Source organism: Pseudomonas sp. BB438 (assembly GCF_057180225.1).
Genome location: NZ_CM170001.1, coordinates 5,479,440 through 5,500,488, shown reverse-complemented (window position 1 = coordinate 5,500,488; position 21,049 = coordinate 5,479,440). Strand labels below are relative to the sequence as shown.

Below are 21,049 nucleotides of genomic sequence, written 5' to 3'. Positions count from 1 at the left end.
TGCATGGCCTTCATTGCCCTCGGCATCAACCACAAGACCGCGTCCGTGGCCGTCCGCGAGCGCGTGGCTTTTACTCCCGAGCAGATGGTCGAGGCCCTGCAGCTGCTGTGCAGGCTGACTTCCAGCCGTGAAGCCGCGATCCTCTCCACCTGCAACCGCAGCGAACTCTACCTGGAGATCGAGCATCCGGACGCCGGCGACGTGCTGGCCTGGCTGGCCGATTACCACAACCTGGGGATCGATGATCTTCGTGCCTGCGCTTATGTCCATCAGGACGAAGAAGCCGTGCGCCACATGATGCGCGTCGCCGCGGGTCTGGACTCCATGGTGCTGGGCGAACCGCAGATCCTCGGGCAGATGAAGTCCGCGTACGCCGTGGCTCGCGAGGCCGGGACCGTCGGGCCGATGCTGGGGCGCCTGTTCCAGGCCACCTTCAGCACCGCCAAGACCGTGCGCACCGATACCGCCATCGGCGAGAACCCGGTTTCCGTAGCGTTTGCCGCGGTCAGCCTGGCCCGTCAGATATTCAGTGACCTGAGCCGCAGCCAGGCCCTGCTGATCGGCGCCGGCGAGACCATCACCCTGGTCGCCCGCCACCTGCACGAGCAGGGCGTGAAGCGCATCGTGGTCGCCAACCGCACGCTGGAGCGCGCCAGCCTGCTGGCCGAGCAGTTCGGTGCCCGCGCCATCCTGCTGGCGGACATGCCGGACGAGCTGGTCAACAGCGACATCGTCATCAGTTCCACTGCCAGCCAGTTGCCGATCCTCGGCAAGGGGGCGGTGGAGCGAGCGCTGAAGCAGCGGCGGCACAAGCCGATGTTCATGGTCGACATCGCCGTCCCGCGTGATATCGAGCCGGAAGTCGGCGAACTGGAAGACGTCTACCTGTATAGCGTCGACGATCTGCACGAAGTGGTCGCCGAGAACCTCAAGAGCCGCCAGGGCGCTGCCCAGGCCGCCGAGGAGCTGGTGGGCGATGGCGTGCACGAATTCATGCTGCGCCTGCGCGAGCTGGCCGCGGTCGACGTACTGCGTGCCTACCGCCAACAGGCCGAGCGCCTGCGCGATGAGGAAACCCAGAAGGCTCAGCGTCTGCTGGCCAACGGCGCCGACCCGATGGAAGTCATTGCCCAGCTCAGCCGTGGCCTGACCAATAAATTGCTGCATGCGCCCAGCGTGCAGATGAAGAAACTCTCCGCCGAGGGCCGCATCGATGCGCTGGCCGTCGCGCAGGAACTGTTCGCCCTCGAGGAGGGCACTGACAAGCGATGAAAGCGTCCCTCCTGAAAAAGCTGGACATCCTCAGCGACCGCTACGAGGAGCTGACTGCTCTGCTGGGCGACGCCGAGGTCATCAGCGACCAGACCAAGTTCCGCGCTTACTCCCGTGAATATGCGGAGGTGGAGCCGGTCATCCTTGCCTTCCGCGAGTTCCGCAAGGTCCAGTCCGATCTCGAGGGCGCCCAGGCGCTGCTCAAGGACAGCGACCCGGACCTGCGCGCGATGGCCGAGGAGGAGGTGGCCGAGGCGAAGATCGCGCTGGTCGGCCTTGAGGATCGTCTGCAGCGCATGCTGCTGCCCAAGGACCCCAACGACAGCCGCAACGTCTTCCTGGAAATCCGCGCGGGCACTGGCGGCGACGAGGCAGCGATCTTCTCCGGCGACCTGTTCCGCATGTATTCGCGTTATGCCGAGAAGCAGGGCTGGCGCGTGGAAATCATGTCCGAGAACGAGGGCGAGCACGGCGGCTATAAAGAGGTGATCGCCCGGGTCGAGGGCGAGAGCGTCTACGCCAAGCTCAAGTTCGAGTCCGGCGCCCACCGCGTGCAACGTGTGCCGGCCACCGAATCCCAGGGCCGCATCCATACCTCGGCGTGCACCGTGGCAGTGTTGCCCGAGCCGGACGAGCAGGCGGCCATCGAGATCAACCCGGCCGACCTGCGCGTGGACACGTACCGCTCCTCCGGCGCCGGCGGCCAGCACGTGAACAAGACCGACTCGGCGGTGCGCATCACGCACATCCCGTCGGGCATCGTGGTCGAGTGTCAGGAAGAGCGCTCGCAGCACAAGAACCGCGCCAAGGCCATGGCGTGGCTGGCAGCCAAACTCAACGACCAGCAGCAGGCCGCGGCCCAGCAGGCGATCGCCAGCACGCGCAAGCTGCTGGTCGGTTCGGGCGATCGTTCCGAGCGCATCCGCACCTACAATTTTCCCCAGGGCCGGGTGACCGACCACCGCATCAACCTCACCCTCTATTCTCTGGGCGAGGTCATGGAGGGCGCGGTGGAGCAGGTCATCGAGCCGCTACTGCAAGAGTTCCAGGCCGACCAGCTGGCCGCACTGGGTGATTGAAAGTGCGGGTGATTGAACGAGCGGGCGACTGAGAGAGCGACAGACCATGGCAACCATCATGACCCTGCTCAACGAGGCACGACTGCCGGACTCGCCCAGCGCGCGTCTGGATGCCGAGCTGCTGCTCGCCGCCGCGTTGGGCAAACCGCGCAGTTTCCTGCGCACCTGGCCCGAGCGCGTGGTCAGCCGTGAGGCCCACGACCTCTATGACCGCTACCTGGCCCGCCGCGTGGCCGGTGAGCCGGTGGCCTACATCCTCGGCCGTCAGGGCTTCTGGAGCCTGGATCTGGAGGTCGCGCCGCACACGCTGATTCCGCGTCCGGACACCGAGCTGCTGGTGGAGACGGCGCTGGCGCTGCTGCCGGCCTCGCCGTCGCGCGTGCTCGACCTGGGTACTGGCACCGGCGCCATCGCCCTCGCCCTGGCGTGCGAACGCCTGAGCTGGCAGGTGCTGGGCGTCGACCGGATTCCCGAGGCCGTGGCCCTGGCCGAGCGCAACCGCGAGCGCCTGCGCCTGACCAACGTGGCCTTCCAGCCGAGCCACTGGTTCTCTGCGGTGGCCGATGAACGCTTCTCGCTGATCGTCAGCAACCCGCCCTACATTCCCAGCGCCGATCCGCACCTCAGGCAGGGCGACGTGCGCTTCGAGCCGTCGAGCGCGCTGGTCTCCGGGCCGGACGGGCTGGATGACATCCGCCTGATCATCGACCAGGCGCCCAGCCACCTGGAAAACGGCGGCTGGCTGATGCTCGAACACGGCTTCGACCAGCCTGACGCCGTGCGCGACCTGCTGCTCACCCGCGGTTTCAGCGCCGTGGAAAGCCGCCGTGACCTGGGCGGCCACGAGCGCATCAGCCTGGGGCGCTGGACATGCTGAGCGACAACGAACTGCTGCGTTACAGCCGGCAGATCCTCCTGTCGCAGATCGACGTGGACGGGCAACTGCGCCTGAAGGACAGCCGCGTGCTGATCGTCGGCCTCGGTGGCCTCGGTGCCCCGGTGGCGCTGTACCTGGCTGCGGCCGGCGTCGGCGAGCTGCACCTGGCGGACTTCGACACGGTCGACCTGACCAACCTGCAGCGGCAGATCATCCACGGTACCGACAGCGTCGGTGTGGGCAAGGTGGACTCCGCCATCGCCCGCCTGACCGCGCTGAATCCGGACGTGAAGCTGGTCGCCCATCGCCAGGCGCTGGACGCCGATTCCCTCGACGCCGCCGTGGCAGATGTCGACCTGGTGCTGGATTGCTGCGACAACTTCGGCACCCGCGAGGCCGTCAACGCTGCTTGCGTCGCCGCGAGGAAGCCACTGGTGAGTGGGGCTGCCATTCGCCTGGAAGGGCAGCTCTCGGTGTTCGACCCGCGCCGAGCGGAGAGCCCCTGCTACCACTGCCTGTATGGCCACGGTAGCGAAGCTGAACTGACCTGCAGCGAGGCCGGCGTGGTCGGCCCGCTGGTGGGGCTGGTGGGCAGCCTGCAGGCGCTGGAGGCGCTGAAGCTGCTGGCCGGTTTCGGCGAGCCGCTGGTGGGCCGCCTGCTGTTGATCGATGCCCTCGGCACACGCTTCCGTGAGTTGCGGGTCAAGCGCGATCCGCAGTGTGCCGTGTGCGGAGCCGCGCATGGCTGATGCCGCGCCGATCGGCGTATTCGACTCTGGTGTGGGCGGGCTCAGCGTCCTTCACGAAATCCGGGCGCGGCTTCCCCATGAATCCCTGATCTACCTCGCCGACTGCGGCCACGTGCCCTACGGCGAGAAGACCCCCGAATACATCCGCGCGCGTTGCCGTGCCATTGCCGACTTCCTCCTGTCCCGTGGCGCCAAGGCGCTGGTGCTGGCCTGCAACACCGCCACTGCCGCTGCCGCCGCGGACCTGCGCGAACGTTATCCACAGTTGCCCATCGTGGCCATGGAGCCGGCGGTGAAGCCTGCCGCCGAGGCGACTCGCAGCGGTGTGGTCGGCGTGCTCGCCACCACCGGTACCTTGAAAAGCGCTCGGTTCGCCGCGTTGCTGGATCGCTTTGCCAGCGACGTCCGTGTCATCACCCAGCCTTGTCCGGGGCTGGTGGAGCGCATCGAGTTGGGCGACCTGGACGGCCCGCAGACCCGCGAACTGCTGCAAGGCTACGTGGCGCCACTCCTGGCGGAGGGATGTGACACGTTGATCCTGGGTTGCACCCATTACCCGTTCCTGCGCCCGCTGCTGCGTGAGCTGGTGCCGGCGGATGTCTCGCTGATCGATACCGGCGCTGCGGTAGCCCGCCAGCTCGAACGCCTGCTGCAGGCGCGGAGGATGCTGGCAGAAGGGGACGCAAAAAAAACTGATCTCTGGACCAGCGGTGCAGTCGAAGGACTTGAACGCGTACTACCGGTGCTGTGGGGAACCGACGACCCTGTCCGTTTCTTCCCGGGCTGATCGAAAAAATAGCCAGCTATCCACTTTGGTCTGTCAGCAAATACTGACAAACGGCCTTATAATTGCTGGCTATTCGCGGGGATTTTTCATTCAGCTTTCTAATAAAGGATGTTTCGATGAAGAAACTACTCTCGCTCGCCGCCGTGGCAGCTATGACACTGGGGCATCTGGTTTCCGCACAGGCCGCTGGCCTGACCGGCGCCGTCGGCGTAACAGGGCAGAACACCATGACCTACCGCCTGGGCCTGGGTTTCGACTGGGACAAGAGCTGGTGGGAAAGCTCCACCGGGCGCCTGACCGGCTACTGGGACGCCGGCTACACCTACTGGGAAGGTGGTGACGAAGCCAGCGGCCGACACTCGCTCTCCTTCAGTCCGGTCTTCGTCTACGAGTTCTCCGGCGCGCAGGTCAAACCCTTCGTCGAGGCAGGCATCGGTGTCGCCGTCTTCAGCGGTTCCCGCGTCGGCGACCAGAACCTGGGCGGCGCCTTCAACTTCGAGGATCGCCTGGGCGTCGGCCTGCGCTTCGGTGAAGGCCAGGCCCTGGGTGTGCGAGCCATCCACTACTCCAACGCCGGCATCAGCCAGCCGAATGACGGTATCGAATCCTACAGCCTCTATTACACGCATCCGCTGTAACAGATCGCTGACAAGGAAAGCCGGGCCTTGCGCCCGGCTTTTTTGTGCGCGCCTGGATTTGAGGAGGGGCTGCCGTTTCCTGAAGTCCCGTAGCGTCGATTCTCTCCCTGCCCCCCTGAAAGGAGAGGGGGATACGGCACGTCTAGCGCGATATCCAGGAAGGCGTCAGTGCGAGGCGGAAAGGCTCTTGAAGGCCTCCAGCGCGCGCTCGCGAGTTGCGGAGAGATCGCACATCGGCTGTGGATAATCCGCTACGCCGAATAGCCCGAGCCTGGACGGATCGTGCACCGCCTTGCCCTCCACACCGGACAGCTCCGGCACCCAGCGACGAATGAAGCGACCCTCCGGATCGAAGCGTTCGGACTGCGAGATCGGATTGAAGATGCGGAAGTAGGGCGCTGCATCGGTGCCGGTGGAGGCGCTCCATTGCCAGCCGCCGTTGTTCGCCGCCAGGTCGCCGTCGATCAGGTGGCGCATGAACCAACGTTCGCCTTCGCGCCAGTCGATCAGCAGGTTCTTGGTAAGGAACATCGCCACCACCATGCGCAGGCGGTTGTGCATCCAGCCGGTCGCGAGCAGCTGGCGCATGGCGGCGTCGATGATGGGAAAGCCCGTGCGACCCTGCTGCCAGGCCTCCAGGTCCTTCTGGCTACGGCGCCATCGCAGCCTCTCGGTGTCCTCGCGGAAGGCGCGGTGTCGGCTGACGCGGGGGAAGCCCACCAGGATGTGCTTGTAGAACTCGCGCCAGAGCAGCTCGTTGATCCAACTGACCGCGCCGCTGTTGCCGGTCTCGAACTCGCCATGGTTGTTTGCCAGCGCCGCATGCAGGCATTGCCGGGGAGACAGCACGCCGGCGGCCAGGTAGGGCGAGAGGCGGCTGGTGCCGTCGCGCGCAGGAATATCGCGGCTTTCCTGGTAAGTCCTGAGGATTTCGTCGGTGAACAGTTCCAGGCGTTCGCGGGCCGCTTCTTCCCCGGCTGGCCATTCCTTGCGCAGCGAAGTCGGCGGCGTTTCGAACCCTTCCACCTGTCCCGGGACCTCGTCGCTGGCGATATGCAGTTCCTGCTGCGCGCGGGGCGTAGGCACGAGGCTGGGAACGCCGAGGTTCAGGCGTTCGTAGCAGACCTTGCGGAACTGGCTGTAGACCTGGAAGCAGGTGCCGCCCTTGGTGAGGAGGGTGCCGGGAGCGAAGAACAGCTGGTCGAGGTGGCTGCGCAGGTGGATGCCGTCGTCCTCCAGCGCCTGTTCCACGGCCGCGTCGCGGGCGGCTTCGTTGATGCCGTATTCCTCATTGACGTGGACCGTCTCGATGTCCAGTTCCTGGCACAACAGGCTGATGACGTTCGGCGCCTCGTCCCAGTGGTTCGCCGTGCGGATCAGCAGCGGGATGTGCAGCTTGTCCAGGCCTGCGCGCAGCTCGTGCAGGTTGCGTAGCCAGAAGTCGACCTTGCACGGCGCGTCATCGTGGCGCTGCCACTGGTCGGGGCTGAGCAGGAACAGGACGATCACCGGGCCGCGCTCGGCGGCGGCGTGCAGGGCGCTGTTGTCGCGCAGGCGCAGGTCGGTGCGTAGCCAGACGAGTTGGCGCTTCATGGGGCCTCCCCGTTGAGCAGGTGCAGCTCACGCAGCAGTTCGAACGCGGCGACCGGACCGCTGGCCAGGTGCAGCGGTGGCTCGGCGATGGCCAGCTCCTGCAGCGCATCGGGATGGATGGCGGTGGCGGGCCCTGCCAGCAGGCGCGGACAGTCGACGCCGGCGAGCTGCCGGGGCAGTTGCAGCAGGTTCAGCGTGCGGCTGGAGTAGAGCAGCACGGCGCGCGGCTGCAGGCGCTCCACCGCCAGCGCCAGTTCGCCCGGCGGCAAGGGCGAGTCGAAGAGGTCCAGCGGGCAGCCGGCGCTGCTGGCCAGCCAGGCGGTGAGCCATAACCCCGGCTCCAGCGGCAGGCCGGACTGGTTCACCAGCAGCAGGGGGGCACCGCGTTGCTGGCGGTTGTGGTGGTAGAGGCGGGTGCCGAACTTGGTGCGCAGCCAGGTATGGAAGAACACCCGCTCCAGCTGCGCCCCGAACTGGCCCTGCCAGCGCCGCTCCAGCTCGTCCAGCAGGGGCAACATCAGTTGTTCGCAGAGCGTTTGCGCGGGGTAGATCGCCAGCGCGCCATTGAACAGCTCGTCCAGCTGGCGCTCGTTGATTCGGCCGATGGCGGCGATGCACTGCTGGCGCAGGTCGTCCCAGGGCGAGGCGATGGTTTCCACTGCAGCAGGCGTGCCCTCGTCGAGCAGCGCGCGGATCTTGCCTACCGCCACGCCCCGGCCGAGCCAGGTGAGGATGGCCTGGATGCGCGCGATCTGCGCTTCGGAGTAGAGGCGGTGGCCCTTGGGGGTGCGCTGCGGCACGACCAGGCCATAGCGACGCTCCCAGGCGCGCAGGGTGACCGGGTTGACGCCGGTGCGCCGGGAAACTTCGCGGATCGGCAGCCAGCCCTCGGCCAGGGCCTGACGGTAGTCATCGTCCGATTCTCGGTGGGGGTGGTCGGGATTCATGGGCATCCTGTCGGTACGTCAGATGGCATTGCGCAGGCTCAGCTCCTCGGGGTGCGGTTGCAGGTAGGCCTGGGCGTCGATGTAGGGGTGCGGGTGCAGGCGGAAGTAATGCTTGAGCAGTGTCAGCGGCACGACCAGCGGGATCACGCCTTCGCGGTACTGGTCGATCAGCCTTTGCATCTCGGCTTTCTCGGACGATGGCAGGTCACGCTTGAGGTAGCCCGCCAGGTGTTGCAGGACGTTGCTGTGTGTGCCGCGGGTGGCGCAGGTGCCGAGTGCCTGCATGAAGTCGCGGAAGTAGCCCGGGGCGAACGCTTCCAGCGCTTGTTCGCCGATCTTCGCCAGGCGTTGGCCGAGGGCGCCGTACTGGCGCGGGTTATGCGCCATCAACTGGTACTTGTAGCGCGAGTGGAAACCGATCACCGCGTGACGTGTCAGGCCTTCCTCGCAGAGGCGCTGCCAGGCGGCGTAGGCGTACACGCGGGTGAGAAAATTCTCGCGGATCACCGGGTCGTTGAGCCGGCCTTCCTCTTCGGCCGGCAGTTCCGGGCGCGCGGTGCAGAATGTCTCCGCGTAGAGCCCACGCACGCCTGGCGGACGCAACTGGCCGTCTGATCGATACAGCTTTACCCGCTGCAGGCCACAGGAGGGCGATTGTTGCATGAAGATGTAGCCGCAGATGTCCGGCAGCGTCCCGGCCTGCTGCCGACCGTAATCGCGCAGGGCGTCGCTGACGTCACGGCCGCCTTCGCGCAGGATCAGTGCGCGCGGGTCGTCGTGATCGCCGACCAGGCGCAGGGTCGGGCGCGGGATGCCCAGGCCGATGGCGACTTCGGGGCACACCGGGACGAAGTCGAAGTGGCGGCTGAGCACGTCCAGGCACAGACGCGAGGCCTTGTGTCCGCCGTTGTAGCGCACCGGTTCACCGAGTAGACAGGCGCTGATGGCGAGCTTGGGGCGGGGAGAGGAATTGGGCATGACGGCTACCGATTTCTTGTACAAGGGTTGTTATTTTGTACAACTATCGATAAGGATAGGCGCAGGGGTGTACAAGTGCAAAGACTTGTACAGGGTTTCGGCGCAAGACGAAGGACGGCCGCTGCCCTCTCCCGTGGGAAGAGGGCGAGTGATTCAGGCGCGGATCAGAGGTGTTCGAGCAGGCGGCGGGCGGCTTCCAGGCCGCTCAGCCAGGCGCCTTCGACGCGACCGGAAAGGCACCAGTCGCCGCAGGCGTAGATGCCCAGGTCTGCATCGGCGAGGGCGCCGAACTGGTGGGCTTCCATGGGCCGGGCGTAGAGCCAGCGGTGGGCCAGGGCGAAGTCGGGGGCGTGGACGGCGCAACCGATCAGCTCGGCGAAGGCGCCGCGCAGGTGCTCGATCACGCTTTCCTTGGGCAGGTCGATATGCTGCTTGCTCCAGCCGCTGGCGGCATGCAGCACCCAGGTGTCCAGTTGTTCGTCGCGGCCTGGCTTGGAGTGGTTGCTGGCCAGCCAGGACAGCGGGCCTTCATGCACGAAGCAGCCCTGAACCGGCGTATCCAGCGGTTCGCGGAAGGCCAGGGCGACGGCCCAGGTCGGCTCCATGGGAATGCTCGCGGCGGCGGCCGCCAGTTTCGGCGCGCTGGCGAGCAGCGCAGCTGCCTGGGGCGCGGGCGTGGCGACCAGTACGCGGCTGAAGGGGCCGTGGGTCTGACCCTCGGAGTCCTGCAGGTGCCAGTGCTCTTCGCCGCGGTACACCTCGGTGATGCGGCAGGTGAAGGTGACGACCTGGTCCTGCAGCAGCGCGCGGGTGATGGCACTCATGCGCGGGGTGCCGACCCAGCGCGGCTGTTCGTCGGGAGAAGGGCTCAGTTCGCCGTCGCGGTACTGGTAGAGGGCGGGGTCCCATTCGGCGACCCAACCGTGCTCGCGCCACTTCTGGATGGCGTCGAGAAACCGCCGGTCGCGGGCGGTGAAGTACTGCGCGCCGAGGTCCAGGGCGCCGGCTTCGCTGCGCTTGCTGGCCATCCGGCCGCCGCTGCCGTGGCCCTTGTCGAATAGCTGGACGATTTGTCCGGCATCGCGCAGGGCGTGGGCGGCCGAGAGTCCGGCGATTCCGGTGCCGATGATGGCAATGGGGGCGCTCATGACATGCCTCGTAGTCTGTGTCTTTCAGCGTAACGAGCGAGGTATTCTTGTACAAATTAAAATATCTGTACAATTGCCTTTCAGCTGTTCTCGCTCGTCAACGATAGGAGTCCGATCATCGGAACCTTCGGCGCCGCATCGGTTCATTCAGGAATGAGCCCGGCGTTGGTTCCGGCACTTACAGCGTAGACCTCGCTGCAGAGGGAGTGTCAACGCAATCGCCTCCCTCTCGTCCAGACTGATGGAAGGTGGAACAGCCCAACAAGGAGTTCGCCATGCATATTCTCTTGACCGGCGGCACCGGCCTGATCGGCCGCCGCCTCTGCCGTCAGTGGAGCGCCGAAGGGCATCAGCTCACCGTGCTGAGCCGCCAGCCACAGCGCGTCGCGTCGCTGTGCGGCGAGACGGTGCGAGGCATCGGCGACTTCGAGGCCTATGGTGATGGTCCGCTGGATGCGGTGGTCAACCTGGCCGGCGAGCCCATCGCCGACAAGCCCTGGAGTGCCCGGCGCAAGGCTCTGTTGTGGGACAGCCGGGTGCGCCTGACCGAGCGCCTGGTGACCTGGCTGGAGGGGCGTAGCCAGCGCCCGGCAGTGCTGATCAACGGCTCGGCGGTGGGCTGGTACGGCAACGCCGGCGAGCGTCCGCTGGAAGAGAACAGCGCCGCGGCGGGAGAGGATTTCGCCAGCGAACTGTGCCTGGCCTGGGAGCAGATCGCCCGGGAGGCCGAAGCCCTGGGTATCCGCGTGGTACTGGTGCGTACCGGGTTGGTGCTGGCGCCCGAGGGCGGTTTCCTCAAGCGTTTGTTGCCGCCATTCCGCCTGGGTGCCGGCGGGCGGCTGGGGGACGGTCGGCAATGGATGTCCTGGGTCCATATCGACGATCAGATCGTCCTGATCGATTTTCTTTTGCGCAAGGAGGACGCAGCCGGTCCCTATAATGCGTGCGCGCCACAGCCAGTGCGTAACCGCGACTTCACCCAGGAACTGGGCCAGGTGCTGCACCGGCCGACGTTGATGCCCATGCCGGGTTTCGCCCTGCGCCTGCTGCTGGGCGAGATGTCGATCCTGCTGCTGGGGGGCCAGCGCATCGTGCCGCGCCGGCTGCTGGACGCCGGATTCGAATTCCGCTTCCCCGAGCTCAAGGAAGCGTTGGCCGACGTGCTGCAGGAAAGCCACTGAGCCCCTGCGACATCGGCGACAGCCTGGAAACAGGCTCGGGCTGACCTTGATGGCGCGGGCTGCGTGTACACTGCGCAGCCCGCACGACGACCTCCTACCGTACCGGTTTAAGGACACTGCATGACCCAAAACGCCCTCCTGCTGGTCAACCTGGGATCACCGGCCTCCACCCAGGTCGAGGACGTGCGCCGCTACCTCGATCAGTTCCTCATGGACCCTTACGTCATCGACCTGCCCTGGCCGATCCGCCGGTTGCTGGTGTCGCTGGTGCTGCGCAAGCGGCCGGAAGAGTCCGCCCATGCCTATGCATCGATCTGGTGGGACGAGGGTTCGCCGCTGGTCGTGCTGAGCCGTCGTCTGCAGGAGGCTGTCCGGCCGTTCTGGCCGCATGGCCCGGTGGAGCTGGGGATGCGCTATGGCGAGCCGTCCATCGAGAAGGCGCTGCTGCGCCTGAGCCAGCAGGGCATTTCCCAGGTGACCTTTGCGCCGCTGTACCCGCAGTTCGCCGACAGCACCACCACCACCGCCATCGAGGAAGCTCGCCGGGTGATGCGCGAGCATAACCTCGCGCTGGAGCTGAAGGTGCTGCCGCCGTTCTACGCCGAGCCCGAGTACCGCCAGGCGCTGGTGGACAGCGTGAAGCCCTATCTGGAACAACCCTACGATCACCTGCTGCTGAGTTTCCACGGCCTGCCCGAGTCGCACATCCGCAAGCTGGTGAAGGACAAGCGCCACGACCTCACCGCCAGTTCCAGCCGCGGCGTGCACGAGGACGTCATGGCCGTCTGCTACCGCAGCCAGTGCCTGCGCACGGCAGAGGATTTTGCCGCTGGCGCCGGCCTCGAAGATGGACGCTGGTCGGTATCCTTCCAGTCGCGCCTGGGCCGCAACAAGTGGATCGAACCCTACACCGAGGCGCAGCTGGACAAGCTCGGCAGGCAGGGCGTGAAGCGCCTGCTGGTGATGTGCCCGGCCTTCGTCGCCGATTGTATCGAGACACTGGAGGAGATCGGTCAGCGCGGCAACGAGCAGTTCCGCGCAGCGGGTGGCGAGGAACTGGTGCTGGTGCCTTGCCTGAACGACCAGGAACTGTGGGCGCGAGCGCTGGCGAAGCTGTGCGAGCGGACACCCACGGCAATCTGAACGCCGCTCTTCAGGGCGAAAATCACCCCAGGGGTGGTGCGCCCTACCGCGACGCCTGGGGCTTCTTGGGACCGAGCCTGCTCCTGCCGGGGGAACGGCGAAACCTGGCGTCCGATCCCTGACTACCCATTCATCAGCCAACGGCCGACGTGCGCATTCAGAGATTTGATAGTGCGCGCGCGACGCGTTCGCAATGCCTACTCTGCGGACTCTCCCCTTCGCCTTCGCCGCGATTGGCGGCGTTTCAGGAGCCCGGCATGAACAACAATAACGGCTACCCCTCCAGTGCCGTGGCCTGGTCCACGGTTGCGATCCTCATGGTCGCCTACGTGCTTTCCTTCATCGACCGACAGATTCTCAACCTGCTGGTCGGCCCCATCCGCCGCGATCTGGAGATCAGCGACACGCAGATGAGCCTGCTGATGGGCCTGTCCTTCGCACTGTTCTACACCCTGTGTGGCATCCCCCTCGGGCGCATGGCCGACAGCCGAAGCCGCCGCGGGCTGATCACCGTCGGCGTTTTGATCTGGAGCGCCATGACCGCCGCCTGCGGCCTGGCCAAGCAGTACTGGCACTTCCTGCTGTTCCGCGTGGGTGTCGGCGTGGGCGAGGCGGCGTTGTCGCCGGCGGCCTATTCGCTGATCGCCGACAGCTTCCCGGCCCAGCGTCGTGCCACCGCCATCAGCGTTTACTCGATGGGCATCTACCTCGGCTCGGGGCTGGCCTTCCTGCTCGGCGGGCTGGTGATCAAGTTCGCGTCGGCCCAGGGCGATGTGCACCTGCCGGTCCTCGGCGAAGTGCGCCCCTGGCAACTGATCTTCCTGATCCTCGGCGCCGCGGGCGTGCTCTTCACCCTGCTGATGCTCGCGGTGAAGGAACCGACCCGTCGTGGCGTCGGCGCCGGCGTAGTAGTGCCGATGAGCGAGGTGGGCGCCTACCTGCGCGCCAACCGCAAGACCGTGCTGTGCCACAACTTCGGCTTCGCCTGCATCTCCTTCGCCAGCTACGGCAGCGGCGCCTGGGTGCCGACCTTCTTCGTCCGCACCTACGGCTGGGATGCCGGCCATGTGGGCGTGGTGTACGGCAGCATCGTCGCCGTGTTCGGCTGCCTGGGCATCGTCTGCGGTGGCCGCCTGGCCGACTACTGGGCCAAGCGCGGTCGCACCGATGCGAACATGCGCGTGGGCCTGCTGGCCGCCTGCCTGGCGATTCCGCTGAGCCTGGTCTATCCGCTGCTGGACAGCGGCAACGCGGCGGCGGCGATGATGGCGCCCATCGTGTTCTTCCTCAGCATGCCCTTTGGTGTCGCCCCGGCGGCGATCCAGGAAATCATGCCCAACTCCATGCGCGGCCAGGCCTCGGCCATCTATCTGTTCGTGGTCACGCTGCTGGGCCTGGGTATCGGCCCGACCGCCATCGCCCTGGTGACCGACTACGTGTTCGCCGACGACATGGCGCTGCGCTACTCGCTGCTGATCGTCAGCGTCGTGGCGCTGGTCGCTGGCGCGCTGCTGCTGGCCAATGGTCTCAAGCCCTACCGCGCGAGCCTGGAGCACCTCAAGAGCTGGAGCCTGAAGGGCGAGAGCGAAAGCGGTGCGATGCAACGTCAGCCCGCCTGACATCACCTTCGTAAAATCGAGCCCCCGTGCAGCGATGCGCGGGGGCTTTTCTTTGTCCGTGGCACAATGCGGCAGGACACGCATGCGAAGGGAGGTTTCCAGCATGGATGCAAAGGGTTTTGGCCGGGGGCTGGCTGCCGTGGGTCTGCTGGCGCTGAGCGCGACGGCAGCGGCGGAGGAACCCTGGGTGGCGTTCACCCAGAACGACCTCATCGGCTTCAAGGATGTACAGGGCGGCGTGAAGGTCCCGCCGACGCTCAGTCCGATGCTCACCCTGGCTCGGCGCTTCGAACACATCATCGCCACGGGAGAGGAAACGGCCGACGGTTACCGCAGCTATTACCTGTTGCGTGATGGCCGGCAGGTTGCGCCGGACTCGGTGTATTTCTTCGACAATGCACCGATCTGTGAGAGCGAGAACAGCATCCGCTTCCGTGACCGCCAGCGTGACAAGGTCGGCTTCCTCGACGGCAATGGCCAAGTGCTGATCCCGGCCGAGCTGAGCGACGCGACGGCCATGCGCAACGGCATGGTCGTGGCGCTGAAGGGCGCCACGCGCAACTGCGCCGATCCGGGGGTGAGCCTGGAGCAGTGCGAGCACAAGGGCTGGAGCGGTGGTAAGGACGTGCTGCTCGACCGCCACGGCAGGACGCTGGTGGAGAACGTCGAGAGCACCCGTGCCGGATCGCTGGACTGGTTCACGCGACAGGTGAGCGAGCAGCCATCCAGCGATCCGCGCCGCGTTTCCTTCAAGGGGGTTGATGGTCGTTATCTCAGCTTCGTCGACATCGAGAAGGACTTCGCCCTCTGGTTCAGGGACGAGTTCCTGCCGCACCTCGATGAGGCGTCGCTGAAGGCCCACAGCTATCCACGGATCTGGAGCGGGCAGGGGGGCGAGCCACTGGATGACTGGCAGGCGGCTGCAGCGGACGACGTACTGCGTCGACAAGGCGCGACACTGCGCAAGCGGCTCGAAGCCCTGCGCGTTTCCGCGGGCTATGGCGTGCACCAGGACGACATGGGTTGGCCCTTCGAGCCCGAGCGCGACCCGCAGTACTTCGACAACTGCGGTGAGTTCGCCCAGTGGCAGACACCCAGGATGTCAGCCATGGAGCACTGGCAACTGGGATCGTTCGAGCCGGACAAGCACGCCAGCTTCGATTTCATTCGCACGGCGGACGGGTATCGGCTGATGGCGTTTTCTATTCCCGAGCCTTGACGGCCAGATGTCGGAGCGGACTCATCACCGCTCGGACGATCAGGAGACCTGTCGCGCCTCAGCGCCAGCAATCACTCACGCTGCCGGTCCCGCTACTGCCCTTCACCCCCTGGGCCGTCAGGGTGAGGCGGGTACACTTGCTGTCGGTGAAGGTCGGGTTGGCCGTCAGCGTGTAGCCGCCGTCACTGCTGCCTCCGCCGACGGTCAGGGTGTAGAGTCCGGTGGACGAGGTCACGGTGCTGCCGCTGGTGCCGGTCAGGTTCAGTTTTGCTACCGAAGCCTGGTCGGTGATGTAGCCGGACGCCGAATTGAGCGCGTACCAGCGCTCCTCCTGCGAGGCCGCCTGGTTGAGCAGGGCCTGGCCTTCGGCACGTTTGCCGCGCAGTACGTACTCCTGGTAGCCGGGGTAGGCGATGGTGGCGAGGATCGCCACGATCACCGTCACGATCATGACTTCCAGCAGGGTGAAGCCTTCTTGTCGGTACTGCCTGTTCATTCCTGTTCCTTGATGTTCAGCCAGTTCTGCCGTCCGGAACTGGAACCGCTGGTTGCCACGCTCACGCAGCCATCGCTGCCGCAGGCGTTGATGTTGCTGCTGCTGGCGCTGGTGCTGCCGACGGTGAAGCCGCCCTTGAGGCCGGACATCTGTACCGCGGAGACGACACCGCCGTTGTAGAGGTCCTTGTCGTCGACCACGCCGTCGTTGTTCAGGTCCAGCGTGGCGAACTCGGTCGCCCCGCCGCTGTAGGGATCGAGCGCCATCAGCCAGGTGGTGACGCCGTCGGCGCAGGGGTCTTCGTTGGGCGTCAGGGTGCTGGCGAGCAGCACGCCGGAGGTGGCGTAGGGGTTGTTGACGACCATTTCACCGGTGGCTGGCAGGTCCAGGTACCAGCCGTACGTCGACACGTTCCCGCTGCTGTCGTACCAGGTCACGGCGTTGTCGCTGACGGTGCGGACCGTCTGGGTCACCGCCGTGCCGCTGTTGTCGAAGGATGTGGTGACGTCGCTTTGCGTAATGGTCTGCTGCTGCAGCTTGCTGCGGCTGAGCGTCGGTGTGGTGGTGGCCGCCTCGCCGGCAGTCTGCCGGTCCCAGATGCCGTAGAGCCCCATGACCTGCGTGGTGTTGGGATCGGCATCGTCGGACTCGATGTACTTGCCGGTGCCGAAGATCACCAGGTAGCCGGTACCGGAGCTGTGCTTGACCAGGTATGGCGCGCTGGTAATCGGCTGTGCCTGGCCGGCGGTGGTGGTCGCGCTGTACAGCGGCGAGCCACCGAAACCGACGCGGAAGCTGCTGGCGGTGGTGCTGGAGGTCAGGCTGCCTGAGCTGGTCAGGTCGAAGCGCCAGAGGTTGCCATGCAGATCGCCGGCGTAGATGTAGTCGGTGATCAGGTCGCCATTGATGTCGGCGGCGCGCGGAGTGGCCAGGCCATTGGCGGTGGTCTTGCCGTCGCTGGCGGTGAGGGCCTTGATCAGGCTGCCGTCCTTGACGTTCATCAGGTAGAGCACGGCCTTGTCGTTGGCGCCGTTGTAGCCGTTGCCCAGGATCACCGCCCAGGTGCCGTTGTGCAGCAGGCTGATGGTCGGCCGCGAGTAGGTGAAGCCCAGTTCGCTGTAGTCGCTGTCGCTGTAGCTCTTCTCCCAGAGCAGCTTGATGTTGGCCGGGTCGGTGATGTCCAGGGCGAACAGCGCGCGGCCGCCGCCCCGCAGGGTGCCGACCAGCACGGTGTGCCAGGCGTTGTCGTAGTAGACGTCGGCAGTGACCGGCGAGCCGTCCACGTAGTACTGGTGGGTGGCGCTGGTGTAGTCGCTGTCGGTCAGCTTGTAGAGGTTGCTGATCACCGCGCTGGGCATGTAGGCGAAGACCTCCTTACCGTCCGCATCGAAGGCATGCAGCATGCCGTCGTTGGCGCCGACATAGAGCCGCGTGGGGCGTGCGCTCCAGGTGCTCTTGAAGGTGGTGTAGGAGGTATCGGTGCTGCTGATGGTGGCGTTCATCAGCGAGGCCAGGCGGCTGGGCGGGCCGACCAGTACGGGCGAGGAATCGATGATGTCGCCCAGTACGGTGCTGCGGGTGCGGAACAGGGTGCCTTCGTTGCTGCGGTCGCCACGCAGGTAGGCCACGCGCTTCTCGCCATTGCTGTCGGTGACGCTGGCGAGGGTCTTGTTGAGGGTGGTCTGCTGGGCGCTGCTGAGGTTGCTCCAGGTGAAGTCCTTGAGTGTGCCGGCGGTGCTGCCGGCCATCTTCACGGTGCGCGTGGACCAGGCGCTGTTGCCGCTGCCGTAGGTGCTGTCCATCACGTCCTGGGCGCTCCACACAGAAGTCTGGCTGCCGTTGGCGGTGTTCTGCAGGTACTTGATCAGGTCGCCGCTCCAGTCGGTGCTGGCGAACTTCGGGGTGTAGCTGTACAGCTCGCTGTCGGCGGTGCTGCTGTCGGAATTGAGCAGCGGTGAGCTGACCAGTGCCGGCGCGGCGCCGGAGTCTTCGCGTTGGGAGATGCGGTTGACCACGTTCTGCAGGGCCGAGACCAGGTCATCGGGCGAGTCGACGCTGAAGAATTCGCCACGGGAGTCGATCGCCGCGTGCCACAGGTCGTAGACGTTGTTGGCGCTGCCCGAGGAGGCAGCCGGCCAGCTCAGGGTGCCGGCGGCGAGCTTGCTGTAGTCGCCGGAGTAGGTGTCGCCGCCCCAGGCGGGATTGGTCAGGCTGGTGGTCAGGCCCAGGCCGACGAAGTAGCTGACCATGTGCTGCCAGGTCGCCGGATCGTTCTTCGGGTTCCAGTACTGGATGGTGGCGTTGCTGTTGCTCTCGGCGATGTAGGGGCTGACGTTGTTGGCGATGTTCGGCTGGGCGTCGGTGGCCCAGTACTTGAACGCCAGGTCGGCGAGGGTGTTGGAGGCGCTGTCCTTGTATGGAGCGCGTGCACTGTAGGTCTGGCCGTCGGGCAGGGTGCGGCCGGTGCTGTCCCAGTCGCCGTGGCTGCCGGCGGTGTTCCAGATGCCGTCGGTGAGGGTGATGCTGTAGCTCGCCCGGCAGCTGTACAACGGGGTTTCGCTGCTGCCGATGGAGTAGGCGTAGGGACTGTACTTGCCGGTGACGCTGAGCAGCGAGCCGACGCGGTCGACGGCGTCCAGCAGCGGGGTGCCCTGGTTGAAGTAGATGTCCCCCAGCCATTCGAAGAACTTGGCCCGGTGCGCGCCGGAGAAGGTGCCGAGGCGGTTGTCGTAGTAGCTGGTGCTGGTGTTGCTCAGGCCGCGGCAGTTGTAGCTCGTCTGGTAGGCACTGCTGGTGATGCAGGTATCGCTGGTACCCAGGGCCTGCCAACTCAGGCGGGCGTTCTCCGGCAGCGAGACGAAGGCGAGGTTGGCGCCAGACTGGGTCGCCAGTTCGCGGTTGCGGTAGAAGCTGTACCAGTTGGCGAAGTTCTGCCGTTCGTCGCTGCCGTTGACGCCGGAGGTGGAGGACACCGTCACCAGCTTGTAGCAGTTGTCGTCGTTGACGTTGCTGCTGCAGCCGCTGAGCGCGGTGTTGTAGACGTAGTAGTACGCCGGCACTGCCGCCTTGGTGCGGTCCGGGTAGGTAGTGGTGGTGGTCAGGGTGGTGGTCGCGGTGGAGGTCACCGTGTAGGTCTTGTTGCTGCTGGTGTAGACGCAACTGGGGCTCGAGTAGCTGACGGCGGTGGTGGTGCTGGAGGTGCTGCCGTCGCTGTTGGTGGTGGTCGCGCCGGTGCTGGATTTCGGGTTGGTGATGGTCGCGGTGCAGGTACTGCTGGTCTTGGCGGTGACCGTGTAGGTGCCGCCGCCGGTCAGTGACGCCGACTTGCCGGTGGAGGTGGTCGAGCCGCTGACGCTGGTGGAGCTGCTGGAGCTGGAGGTGCTGCTACTCGAACTGAAATCCGAGGAGGGGTTCGCCGCCAGGTAATAGACCTTGTCCGGACTGCTGTAGGACGTGTAGCCGGTGTAGGTCCAGTAGGTGCTGTCAGTGGTCGCCCGCGCGGTGTCGTACTCCCAGGAGACCTTGTACGCCGTGCTCAGGTCGAGGCTGCCCTTGGCGCTCTTGAAGCCGTTCACATAGGCCGCGGTGAAGCTGGTGGTCAGCGGCGTGTAGGTGGTGACGGCGTTGCTGTAGAGGACGTTGTACGGGGCCTGATAGGTGACGTTGGGGTTGTAGTACAGCGGGTTGAAGGTGGACGACTTGGCCCGTCGGCTGGTGCGCACCTGATCGGCGCTGTAGCCGTTGTAGGTGGCGCCGGTGGTGGGGTTCATGCCATCGGGAGCGAAGCTCCAGCGCATGCTGTTGGAGTTGTCGATGGTCACCATGATGTTCGGCGCCACGCCCTCGGTGAGGAACAGCGGCTGCTGGCTCAGGGTCAGTGTCGCGGCATCGGTGGGCAGCGCAGTGGCCAGCAACAGGCCGCCGAACAGGAACAGCAGGAAGGGCTGGGCAGGACGTCGGCTCACGTCGGGCTCCTCAGTAGTAACGGCGGATGGTGACGGTCTGCAGCACGCTCATCAGACGCTGCCCGTCGGCCCGGGCGGCAGCGCTCACCCGGTAGTAGTGAGGCCCGCGCCCCTGGGAGCGCTCGTCGGGGTCGGTGATCTGCACGTTGCCGTTGGAGTCAGCCGGGTCGAAGGCGATGTAGGCGGTGTTCCAGCGCGGCAGCGGGTTGAAGGTGGAGCTGCCGTCCATGCCCAGGTAACTGATGGAGGTGGCGTCGCTGCTCCACCAGTCGGCGCTGGCCTTGCCGTTGGAGGAATACGTGTCGCTGGCCAGGATGCACAGGTTGGCGTGCTGCCCGATGCTGGTGGCGCAGTTCGCCGAACCCTGGTCCAGGCTGGTCTGCGCGGCCAGTCGGCGCTCACCCTCGCGCAGCGCCGATTCGGCGGCAGCACGCGAATGCTGCTGCTCGCTGAGGTTGCCGATGAGGCGTGTCTCGGTGGTGGTGCCGCGCATGCTGCTCAGGGCGATCAGGGTGCCGAGCAGCAGCATCACCAGGGCGATGATCAGGGTGGCGCCGCGTTGCGCGCGGCGGCTGTGTCGTGGGCTCATGGCATCAGGTTCCGCAGCGTCACGCTGCCTTGGGCGATCTGGTAGACGTAGGCGGTGTTTTCACTGAGGGTGGCGCCGCTGAGGGTTTTCCAGCGGCTGGCGATGTCGCTGCTCATGCCGCCGCGGGTCGACGCGCCGGTGGCGAGCAGCGCGGCGTAGCTGACCGCCTGGCTGTCATCGCTGCTGCCGGGCAGGGCGAACAGGACAAACCCCGAGACTCCCTTGATCAGCGCCTGCTCGCTGGCGCCCTGGGCCGTGCAGGTCAGGGTGCCGTCCGCCGGCGTGCTGCCGGCGACATAGCTGATGCGGGTGAGGACGCGCGCGCCGCGCGGGACGAACGCGCCCAGGCAGTCGTACTGGTTGCCGTTGGAGCCGGCGACTTCGGTGGTGCTGTCGCTGGCGCCCTGGTAGCGCAGGCAGATGCCCTTGCCGTCACTGCTGGCCTGGTAGGTCTGGCCGGCCGTGAACGCCGGGCAGCCGTTGCTGCTGGCCAGTGCCGGGAAGGCGACTTGCAGGCTGTCCTGGGGCAGGTAGCGGTAGCCGGTACGGGCCAGTTGCTGGTCCAGCAGCAGGAGCGTAAAGCGCGCGTTTTCCTGATTGCCCAGTTGCCCCTGCTGGAACTGGAAGTGCGCCTTGTTCTTGATGTACAGGTCCGTGGCGCCAAGGATCAGCAGGCTGCCGATGGCCAGGGCGACCATCAGCTCGACCAGTGACAGGCCTGCCTGGCGTGCAGGGCGGCCCTGCGTGGGGAATGTGCTTGCGGACATGC

Annotated in this window: 18 protein-coding genes; 10 read left to right on the top strand and 8 right to left on the bottom strand. The window is 66.2% G+C overall.

Going from position 1 to position 21,049, the window contains the following annotated elements; all coding sequences use genetic code 11:
• Window positions 1-3 precede the first annotated feature (3 nt).
• The 6 genes from hemA to AC1ZV1_RS25345 all read left to right on the top strand — a co-directional run bounded on the left by hemA (window position 4) and on the right by AC1ZV1_RS25345 (window position 5,402).
• Complete coding sequence (gene hemA / locus AC1ZV1_RS25370) at window positions 4-1,272, top strand: glutamyl-tRNA reductase (RefSeq protein ID WP_045211202.1); 1,269 nt, start codon at window positions 4-6, stop codon at window positions 1,270-1,272.
• A complete protein-coding gene (prfA, locus tag AC1ZV1_RS25365) occupies window positions 1,269-2,351 on the top strand; it encodes a peptide chain release factor 1 (RefSeq protein WP_484294171.1) in 1,083 nt (360 codons plus the stop codon). The genes hemA and prfA overlap by 4 nt, the downstream gene beginning before the upstream one ends.
• Before the next feature lie 46 nt (window positions 2,352-2,397).
• Window positions 2,398-3,228: a peptide chain release factor N(5)-glutamine methyltransferase gene (gene prmC / locus AC1ZV1_RS25360; protein WP_484294170.1), complete on the top strand. Its 831-nt coding sequence runs from the start codon at window positions 2,398-2,400 to the stop codon at window positions 3,226-3,228.
• Window positions 3,222-3,977: a molybdopterin-synthase adenylyltransferase MoeB gene (locus AC1ZV1_RS25355; RefSeq protein ID WP_484294169.1), complete on the top strand. Its 756-nt coding sequence runs from the start codon at window positions 3,222-3,224 to the stop codon at window positions 3,975-3,977. Before prmC ends, AC1ZV1_RS25355 begins: the two co-directional genes overlap by 7 nt.
• Window positions 3,970-4,764, top strand: a complete 795-nt coding sequence (murI, locus tag AC1ZV1_RS25350) for a glutamate racemase (RefSeq protein WP_484294168.1) — start codon at window positions 3,970-3,972, stop codon at window positions 4,762-4,764. Before AC1ZV1_RS25355 ends, murI begins: the two co-directional genes overlap by 8 nt.
• A gap of 116 nt (window positions 4,765-4,880) precedes the next feature.
• Window positions 4,881-5,402, top strand: a complete 522-nt coding sequence (locus AC1ZV1_RS25345; protein WP_484294167.1) for an acyloxyacyl hydrolase — start codon at window positions 4,881-4,883, stop codon at window positions 5,400-5,402.
• Window positions 5,403-5,567: 165 nt separating this feature from the next.
• On the opposite strand, the gene phrB is transcribed toward AC1ZV1_RS25345, so the two are convergent.
• The 4 genes from phrB to AC1ZV1_RS25325 all read right to left on the bottom strand — a co-directional run bounded on the left by phrB (window position 5,568) and on the right by AC1ZV1_RS25325 (window position 10,068).
• The gene (gene phrB, locus AC1ZV1_RS25340) at window positions 5,568-6,995 is read right to left on the bottom strand and encodes a deoxyribodipyrimidine photo-lyase (RefSeq protein WP_484294166.1); all 1,428 of its coding nucleotides are present in this window, start codon (window positions 6,993-6,995) and stop codon (window positions 5,568-5,570) included.
• Entirely contained in the window at window positions 6,992-7,942 is a 951-nt protein-coding gene (locus tag AC1ZV1_RS25335; protein ID WP_484294165.1) for a MerR family transcriptional regulator, read from the bottom strand. The genes phrB and AC1ZV1_RS25335 overlap by 4 nt, the downstream gene beginning before the upstream one ends.
• Window positions 7,943-7,960: 18 nt before the next feature.
• On the bottom strand, window positions 7,961-8,920 hold the full coding sequence (locus AC1ZV1_RS25330; protein WP_484294164.1) for a YbgA family protein: 960 nt from the start codon (window positions 8,918-8,920) through the stop codon (window positions 7,961-7,963).
• Window positions 8,921-9,084: 164 nt separating this feature from the next.
• Complete coding sequence (locus AC1ZV1_RS25325; protein WP_484294163.1) at window positions 9,085-10,068, bottom strand: NAD(P)/FAD-dependent oxidoreductase; 984 nt, start codon at window positions 10,066-10,068, stop codon at window positions 9,085-9,087.
• Window positions 10,069-10,343: 275 nt separating this feature from the next.
• Here AC1ZV1_RS25325 and AC1ZV1_RS25320 point away from each other — a divergent pair, with 275 nt between their 5' ends.
• The 4 genes from AC1ZV1_RS25320 (at window position 10,344) to AC1ZV1_RS25305 (ending at window position 15,230) form a co-directional block, all read left to right on the top strand.
• A complete protein-coding gene (locus tag AC1ZV1_RS25320) occupies window positions 10,344-11,249 on the top strand; it encodes a TIGR01777 family oxidoreductase (protein WP_484294162.1) in 906 nt (301 codons plus the stop codon).
• Between the two features lie 120 nt (window positions 11,250-11,369).
• The gene (hemH, locus tag AC1ZV1_RS25315) at window positions 11,370-12,392 is read left to right on the top strand and encodes a ferrochelatase (protein WP_484294161.1); all 1,023 of its coding nucleotides are present in this window, start codon (window positions 11,370-11,372) and stop codon (window positions 12,390-12,392) included.
• A gap of 257 nt (window positions 12,393-12,649) precedes the next feature.
• Complete coding sequence (locus AC1ZV1_RS25310) at window positions 12,650-14,011, top strand: spinster family MFS transporter (RefSeq protein WP_484294160.1); 1,362 nt, start codon at window positions 12,650-12,652, stop codon at window positions 14,009-14,011.
• 103 nt (window positions 14,012-14,114) lie between these two features.
• Window positions 14,115-15,230: a hypothetical protein gene (locus AC1ZV1_RS25305; RefSeq protein ID WP_484294159.1), complete on the top strand. Its 1,116-nt coding sequence runs from the start codon at window positions 14,115-14,117 to the stop codon at window positions 15,228-15,230.
• Between the two features lie 58 nt (window positions 15,231-15,288).
• On the opposite strand, the gene AC1ZV1_RS25300 is transcribed toward AC1ZV1_RS25305, so the two are convergent.
• From AC1ZV1_RS25300 to AC1ZV1_RS25285, 4 genes are read right to left on the bottom strand one after another with little or no spacing between them, the layout of a single operon-like run.
• Window positions 15,289-15,726 (bottom strand): type IV pilin protein, encoded by a 438-nt coding sequence (locus tag AC1ZV1_RS25300; RefSeq protein ID WP_484294157.1) that lies wholly within the window; start codon window positions 15,724-15,726, stop codon window positions 15,289-15,291.
• Entirely contained in the window at window positions 15,723-19,691 is a 3,969-nt protein-coding gene (locus AC1ZV1_RS25295) for a pilus assembly protein (protein ID WP_484294156.1), read from the bottom strand. Before AC1ZV1_RS25295 ends, AC1ZV1_RS25300 begins: the two co-directional genes overlap by 4 nt.
• Window positions 19,692-19,701: 10 nt before the next feature.
• Window positions 19,702-20,280 (bottom strand): pilus assembly PilX family protein, encoded by a 579-nt coding sequence (locus AC1ZV1_RS25290; RefSeq protein ID WP_484294155.1) that lies wholly within the window; start codon window positions 20,278-20,280, stop codon window positions 19,702-19,704.
• Window positions 20,277-21,047, bottom strand: coding sequence for a PilW family protein (locus AC1ZV1_RS25285; protein ID WP_484294154.1), 771 nt, complete (start codon window positions 21,045-21,047; stop codon window positions 20,277-20,279). Before AC1ZV1_RS25285 ends, AC1ZV1_RS25290 begins: the two co-directional genes overlap by 4 nt.
• Window positions 21,048-21,049: the final 2 nt, after the last annotated feature.

Bases quoted from the DNA above. Each gene is read 5' to 3' on its own strand.
- hemA (WP_045211202.1), top strand. From the start codon at position 4: ATGGCCTTCATTGCCCTCGGCATCAACCACAAGACCGCGTCCGTGGCC.
- prfA (WP_484294171.1), top strand. From the start codon at position 1,269: ATGAAAGCGTCCCTCCTGAAAAAGCTGGACATCCTCAGCGACCGCTAC.
- prmC (WP_484294170.1), top strand. From the start codon at position 2,398: ATGGCAACCATCATGACCCTGCTCAACGAGGCACGACTGCCGGACTCG.
- AC1ZV1_RS25355 (WP_484294169.1), top strand. From the start codon at position 3,222: ATGCTGAGCGACAACGAACTGCTGCGTTACAGCCGGCAGATCCTCCTG.
- murI (WP_484294168.1), top strand. From the start codon at position 3,970: ATGGCTGATGCCGCGCCGATCGGCGTATTCGACTCTGGTGTGGGCGGG.
- AC1ZV1_RS25345 (WP_484294167.1), top strand. From the start codon at position 4,881: ATGAAGAAACTACTCTCGCTCGCCGCCGTGGCAGCTATGACACTGGGG.
- phrB (WP_484294166.1), bottom strand. From the start codon at position 6,995: ATGAAGCGCCAACTCGTCTGGCTACGCACCGACCTGCGCCTGCGCGAC.
- AC1ZV1_RS25335 (WP_484294165.1), bottom strand. From the start codon at position 7,942: ATGAATCCCGACCACCCCCACCGAGAATCGGACGATGACTACCGTCAG.
- AC1ZV1_RS25330 (WP_484294164.1), bottom strand. From the start codon at position 8,920: ATGCCCAATTCCTCTCCCCGCCCCAAGCTCGCCATCAGCGCCTGTCTA.
- AC1ZV1_RS25325 (WP_484294163.1), bottom strand. From the start codon at position 10,068: ATGAGCGCCCCCATTGCCATCATCGGCACCGGAATCGCCGGACTCTCG.
- AC1ZV1_RS25320 (WP_484294162.1), top strand. From the start codon at position 10,344: ATGCATATTCTCTTGACCGGCGGCACCGGCCTGATCGGCCGCCGCCTC.
- hemH (WP_484294161.1), top strand. From the start codon at position 11,370: ATGACCCAAAACGCCCTCCTGCTGGTCAACCTGGGATCACCGGCCTCC.
- AC1ZV1_RS25310 (WP_484294160.1), top strand. From the start codon at position 12,650: ATGAACAACAATAACGGCTACCCCTCCAGTGCCGTGGCCTGGTCCACG.
- AC1ZV1_RS25305 (WP_484294159.1), top strand. From the start codon at position 14,115: ATGGATGCAAAGGGTTTTGGCCGGGGGCTGGCTGCCGTGGGTCTGCTG.
- AC1ZV1_RS25300 (WP_484294157.1), bottom strand. From the start codon at position 15,726: ATGAACAGGCAGTACCGACAAGAAGGCTTCACCCTGCTGGAAGTCATG.
- AC1ZV1_RS25290 (WP_484294155.1), bottom strand. From the start codon at position 20,280: ATGAGCCCACGACACAGCCGCCGCGCGCAACGCGGCGCCACCCTGATC.
- AC1ZV1_RS25285 (WP_484294154.1), bottom strand. From the start codon at position 21,047: ATGTCCGCAAGCACATTCCCCACGCAGGGCCGCCCTGCACGCCAGGCA.